Raw genomic sequence first — 5,872 nt, 5'->3', positions numbered from 1 at the left:
GGAGACCAAGTGCATCGACGACGCCTTCCCGCTGAAGCGCTTCAAGCGGCTCGGCTATGAGCATGTCGCGCTGAACGGGCAGAAGGGCTATCACGGTGTCGCCGTGGTCTCGAAGCTGCCGTTCGAGAGCACGGACATCCGCACCTTCTGCGACAAGCTCGATTCGCGGCACATCTCGGTTGCCTTCGGCGAGAAGGCGCAACTCGCCAAGCCGCTGGTGCTGCATAATTTCTACGTGCCGGCAGGCGGCGATATTCCCGATCCCGCGCTCAACCCGAAATTCGAGCACAAGCTGCGGTTTCTCGACGAGATGAAGGCGTGCGAGCCGCTGCATCCGCGCGGCGAGGACCGGCATATCCTGGTCGGCGATCTCAACGTGGCGCCGCACGAGAACGACGTGTGGTCGCACAGGCAACTCCTGAAGGTGGTGTCGCACACCCCGATCGAAACCGAGAAGCTGCTGGCCGCCCAGGCTCACGGCGAATGGTTCGACGTCGCGCGCGAGCGCATCCCGCTGTCGGAGAAGGTCTACACCTGGTGGAGCTACCGCGCCGCCGACTGGAGGCTGGCCGATCGCGGCCGCAGGCTCGACCACATCTGGGTATCGCGCGCGCTGAAGGACGGCGTCAGCGATTTCCGGATCACCCACGATGCGCGCGGCTGGGAGCGGCCATCCGACCACGTGCCGGTGACGGTGACGCTGGAGGTGTAGCGCCATCGTCGTCCCTGCGAACGCAGGGACCCATACCGCGTGATCTATCGATCCAAGGTGCTGTTCGGCGACTTGTCGTACCACGCGCGCCGGTGGCTATGGGTCCCTGCGTTCGCAGGGACGACAGCGCCCTAAATGCTCAGCTTGGCGCCCGCCATCAGGATGTCGCTGGCAAGCTGGCTGGTGCGGGTGGCGAATTCGTCGCGCAGCCGGCGCGCCGCGGCGGGATCGCTTTCCAGCACGCGCTGGAACAGGCTGCGCGCGATCCGGATCACGGAGGAGTTTTCCAGCGCGGTCGCGGTCGACGGCCGCTTCATCGCCACCACAAGCGCGAGTTCGCCGAGCAGGGCGCCCGGACCCGCGATGACTTCGGCACCGCCGCCGTCCTCGACCCGGAACGCGCCGCGTTGAACGATGAAACCGGCATCGGCGTCGTCGCCCTCGTTGAAGAGGATTTCGCCGCGCGCGAAATTGCGCTGCTCGGAGCCGATCGCGAGCATGCGCAGCGCGGTCGCCCCCAGCAGGCGAAGGGTGGGGACGCGCTCGAGTAGCGCTACATCATCTTCGATCGACATGCAGAACCGGTGATCGGGATGCGCGGATGAATACGAATCGTTGGTCGAATCGTATCACGGCACCAGCTTGTAGCCACCGGCTTCCGTCACCAGTATTTCGGGATTGGCCGCTTCTTTCTCGATCTTCTGACGCAGCCGGTAAATGTGGGTTTCCAGGGTGTGGGTGGTGACGCCCGAATTGTAGCCCCAGACTTCCTGCAGCAGCGTCTCGCGCGAGACCGGCAACTGGCCGGCGCGGTACAGGAACCGGAGGATCGCGGTTTCCTTCTCGGTCAGGCGGACTTTCCGGGCATTGGCGCCGGTCAGCATCTTGGAGCCGGGCCGGAAGGAGTAGGGGCCGACCGAAAACACCGCGTCTTCGCTGGCTTCATGCTGGCGCAGCTGGGCCCGGATTCGCGCCAGCAGCACCGCAAATCGAAACGGCTTGGCGACATAATCGTTGGCGCCGGATTCCAGCCCCAAAATAGTGTCCGAATCGGTATCGTGCCCGGTGAGCATGATGATGGGAGCCTTGAAACCGCCCTTGCGCAGGCTGCGCACCACTTCGCGGCCATCGGTGTCCGGCAGCCCGACATCCATCAGCACGAGATCGGGAGAATTGGCCTTGGCGGCGCTGGCGCCCTTGGCGCCGGTATCGACCGCGGAGGCCTCGAACTCGTCGTGCAGCGACAATTGCTCCACCAGCGTATCGCGCAGATCGGTATCGTCATCCACGATCAGGATCTTGCGGGCAGTGGCCATTGGTACAATCCTCTTGGGGCGTGCGGCGGGGCAACCGACTCTGGTCTCGTCAGGCTAGGTTCGTACTGAGGTAAGGGGCTGTTACAGATTCACAAGCCGAAACCCATTCTACTCCAGATTTGGATGGCTTTAGGATGAATGTCGGGAGTCGGCGTGAAATAGAACATTTGCCGTCAATGTAGCAACCGGGATTCCGCGAATCGCATGGGAAAGTCCAATATTTCAATCACTTATCAGACAAGTCCACGTGATCGGCCGGTTTCCGCGATCCTCGTTCGCGCCGCCGCCGGCGATCCGCGCCGGGGCTGGCTGACCGCCGGCGGGCAGACATTCCCGGTCGCGCTGGGGCGCGGCGGCATTCTGGCCAACAAGCGCGAGGGCGACGGCGGCACCCCCCGGGGCACGTTCCGGCCCCGGCAAGTGTGGTGGCGGGCCGACCGCCACGCCCGGCCGCGCACTTTCCTGCCGGTTCGCGCCATCCGGCCCGAGGACGCCTGGTGCGAAGACCCGGGCGACCGCCATTACAACCAGCCGGTGCGGCGCGAGGCCGGGCAGGGCGGCGACCGGCTCAGGCGCGACGACCACCTCTATGATTTCATCGTCGAGATCGATCACAACACCGAGCCCCGAATAGCCCACCGCGGCAGCGCGGTCTTCCTGCATCTGGCGCGCGACAATTTCGGACCGACCGCCGGATGCGTCTCGATGACGAAATCGGCGATGCTGCGGTTGCTGCAGCGGATCGGACCTGAGACGAAGATCGTGATTGAGTAAGTTCAGCCCCCTACGGAAAACAAACAATGCTCGACCAGAACCAGACAGCGGCGGCGTCACGGATCCTGCACCGGCACTGGCGCGCCGGCACCAAGCTCGGAGGACTCGAAACCTCGCTGCGGCCGCGCGACCGCGTCGATGCCTATGCGATCCAGGCTGCGATCGAAACCACCTCCGGCGGCAAGCTGTTCGGCTGGAAGATCGCAGCCACCAGCGAGGCCGGGCAAAAGCACATCAATGTCGGCGGCCCGATGGCCGGACGCATCCTGTCCGAGACCGTGATCGCAGATGGCGGCACGGCCTCGATGGCCGGCAATGAAATGCGCGTCGCCGAGCCGGAATTCGCCTTTCGCATGCGGATCGACTTGCCGCCGCGCGACGCGCCCTACTCCGTGCCGGAGGTGCTCGATGCCGTCGATACGCTGCATCCGGCGATCGAGATTCCGGATTCGCGCTTTTCGGATTTTGTCGGCGCCGGCGCCGAGCAGATCATCGCGGACAATGCCTGCGCGCACCTGTTCGTGCTCGGTGCGCCGACCGAATCGAACTGGCGCGCGCTCGATCTGGTCGAGCATAGGCCGGTCATCAAATTGCGCGGCCAGCAATATATCGGTCACGGCAAGAACGTGCTCGGCGATCCCCTGATCGCGCTGACATGGCTCGCCAACGAACTGCGTGAGCTTGGCCTGACGCTTCGCGCCGGCGAGATCGTGACCACCGGCACCTGTCACCCGCCATTGCCGATTCAATCGGGCGATTTGTTCGATGCCGATTTTGGCGTGATCGGGAAAGTGTCGGTGAGGTTCGCGTAGGCAACATTCACACTCGATGGGTCCCTGCGTTCGCAGGGACGACAATCCTACCGCGTCCCGAAAATCGCCGAGCCGATCCGCACATGGGTGGCGCCGAACTGGATCGCGATGGCAAAATCGGCGCTCATGCCCATCGAGAGCTTCGTCAGCCCGTTGCGCGCGGCGATCTTGGCGGTCAGCGCGAAATGCGGCGCCGGGGCCTCGTTGACGGGTGGAATGCACATCAGGCCGGAAATCGACAGGCCATACTTCTCCCGACAGGCGGCAATGAAGGCATCGGCGTCACCGGGGGCGACGCCCGCCTTCTGCGGCTCCTCGCCGGTATTGAGCTGGACGAACAATTCAGGCCGGCGTTTCTGGGAATCGATTTCCTTGGCTAACGCTTCGCAAATGCTCGGACGGTCGACCGAATGGATCGCGTCGAACAGCGCCACGGCTTCCCTGGCCTTGTTGGATTGCAGCGGCCCGATCAGGTGCAGCGCGATGCCGGGGTAAGCCGATAGTAACCCTGGCCACTTCGCCTTGGCCTCCTGCACGCGATTCTCGCCGAAAACGCGCGCTCCGGCTTCGATCACGGGCGTAATCGCATCGGCATCGAACGTCTTGGACACCGCGATCAGCGTTACTGAATTGCGCTCGCGGCGCGCGTCCTCGCAGGCGCGGGCGACTTCGTGCTCCACGGCAGCAAGCCCGTTTGGTAAATGCGCTGTTATCGGCTGGGGATTTTGCGGCGCCATGTCATCCGTCGATGTTGGATTTACGGGTTGGTTCGAATTTTACCGAGTTCCAGAAGGGCTTCTTGAACCCTTCCCTATACCCTGCATCCGGGGTCAGGGGACTAAGATGTCACGCGTCAGTTTCAACCGCAAAAGAGTCAAACTCAAGAAGGTTCTGGGAATCCGCGCGCGGCTGGCGCTGCTGGCCCTGATCCTGGTGACGCCGCTGATGCTGGAGCGCGTCCGTTCGCTGGAGGACACGCGGGCCAAGCAGCTCGCGCTGGCCTCGGCTGAATTCGTCAGCCTTGCCAAGCGCAGCGCCGACATGCAGCGCGAGGTGATTTCGTCGGTCGAGACGGTACTGAAATCCGCGGCCTATATCCGCGGTTTCGTCGACGTCGGCGGCAGCTGCGACGTCATGCGCGCCAGCCTGCCCGCCAGTCTGCCCTGGATCCGCAGCCTGATGATCGTCGGCGGCGATGGACGCATCCAGTGCGCGACCAACGACCAGTATGTCGGGCTCGATCTCAGCGACCGTCCCTATCTCATCAAGGCGCGCGAGAGCCGCGACTTCGTTTTCAGCGATTACATCCTCGCCAGACCCACCAACACGCCGATCGTGATGGCGGCGTATCCGGTATCCGCCATCAACCCTGACGTCGACGCCGTGGTGCTGGCCGGCGTCAATCTCGACTGGATGTCGAAGATCATGAGCAATCTCGGCAACCGGCCCGGCGTTACCGCAGCACTGGTCGACAGTGCCGGAACCGTGCTGGCGGCGCCGGCGGATCGCGCCGGCATGATCGGCCGGCCCCTGGATAACGTGCCGCTGCTGTCGTCGATCGCCGACAAGGCGCCCGGTTCGAACCAGCCGCAAGGATCGCTTTCATTCACGGCCGTCGATGGCTCCAAGCGCATGGTCACCTCTGCGCGCATCGCCGGCACGCAATCGCGCCTCGTCATCAGCATCGACGAGGCCAAGGTATCCGAGGCGATCAATGGCGAGATTCGCAACGCCTATCTGCAACTCGCCTTTGTCTGCCTGTTCGTGCTGCTCGGCGCGCTGGTCGCCGCCCAGAAGCTGATCATCCAGCCGATCGAAACGATGGCGATGATGGCGAAGCGGTTCGGCCAGGGCGAATGGTCGGTGCGCGCCAAGCGTAAATCGCTGCCGGCCGAATTCATCCCGCTGGCCCGGGCCTTCAATGCGATGGCGGAGCAGCTCGGCAAGCGCGAGCGCGAACTGCTCGCCAACAATGACCGGCTCACCGTGATGGCGTCGATCGACATGCTGACGGGCCTTGCCAACCGGCGCGGTTTCCAGAGCCGTCTCGACTTCGAATGGATGAAGGCCCAGCAATATGACAGCGAGCTGTCCTTGCTGATGATCGACGTCGATCACTTCAAGCTGTTCAACGATACCTATGGCCACCCCGAAGGTGACGCCTGCCTGACCCGGCTCGGCGCCACGCTGGCCGCCGTCGCCGCCGAAACCATGGGTTTTGCCGGACGCTACGGCGGCGAGGAATTCTGCCTGCTGTT

At 64.0% G+C, this 5,872-nt stretch carries 7 protein-coding genes; 4 read left to right on the top strand and 3 right to left on the bottom strand.

The window, feature by feature from the left end:
* A partial coding sequence (locus Q8N40_RS02515; RefSeq protein WP_305710689.1) for an exodeoxyribonuclease III occupies positions 1-712 on the top strand: 712 nt, incomplete at its 5' end.
* A 131-nt stretch (positions 713-843) separates the two neighbouring features.
* Here Q8N40_RS02515 and Q8N40_RS02510 read toward each other — a convergent pair.
* Both Q8N40_RS02510 and Q8N40_RS02505 read right to left on the bottom strand, forming a co-directional pair.
* Positions 844-1,287 carry a cyclic nucleotide-binding domain-containing protein gene (locus tag Q8N40_RS02510; RefSeq protein ID WP_305710688.1) on the bottom strand — a complete coding sequence of 148 codons (444 nt, stop codon included), beginning with the start codon at positions 1,285-1,287 and terminating at the stop codon, positions 844-846.
* Positions 1,288-1,341: 54 nt separating this feature from the next.
* A complete protein-coding gene (locus Q8N40_RS02505; RefSeq protein ID WP_305321677.1) occupies positions 1,342-2,028 on the bottom strand; it encodes a response regulator transcription factor in 687 nt (228 codons plus the stop codon).
* Between the two features lie 204 nt (positions 2,029-2,232).
* On the opposite strand from Q8N40_RS02505, the gene Q8N40_RS02500 reads away from it, so the two are divergent.
* Both Q8N40_RS02500 and Q8N40_RS02495 read left to right on the top strand, forming a co-directional pair.
* On the top strand, positions 2,233-2,802 hold the full coding sequence (locus Q8N40_RS02500) for a L,D-transpeptidase (protein WP_305321676.1): 570 nt from the start codon (positions 2,233-2,235) through the stop codon (positions 2,800-2,802).
* A 26-nt stretch (positions 2,803-2,828) separates the two neighbouring features.
* Positions 2,829-3,614 (top strand): 2-keto-4-pentenoate hydratase, encoded by a 786-nt coding sequence (locus Q8N40_RS02495; protein WP_305710687.1) that lies wholly within the window; start codon positions 2,829-2,831, stop codon positions 3,612-3,614.
* A 47-nt stretch (positions 3,615-3,661) separates the two neighbouring features.
* On the opposite strand, the gene Q8N40_RS02490 is transcribed toward Q8N40_RS02495, so the two are convergent.
* The gene (locus tag Q8N40_RS02490) at positions 3,662-4,351 is read right to left on the bottom strand and encodes a YggS family pyridoxal phosphate-dependent enzyme (RefSeq protein WP_305710686.1); all 690 of its coding nucleotides are present in this window, start codon (positions 4,349-4,351) and stop codon (positions 3,662-3,664) included.
* A gap of 106 nt (positions 4,352-4,457) precedes the next feature.
* Between Q8N40_RS02490 and Q8N40_RS02485 the strand changes: the two genes are divergently transcribed.
* Positions 4,458-5,872 (top strand): diguanylate cyclase domain-containing protein (locus tag Q8N40_RS02485; RefSeq protein ID WP_305710685.1); only part of this gene is annotated, 1,415 nt, incomplete at its 3' end.

This window comes from Bradyrhizobium sp. (assembly GCF_030693485.1).
In the GTDB taxonomy this organism is placed as follows: Bacteria; Pseudomonadota; Alphaproteobacteria; order Rhizobiales; family Xanthobacteraceae; genus Bradyrhizobium.
This window is presented reverse-complemented; position numbering and strand designations above follow the sequence as displayed.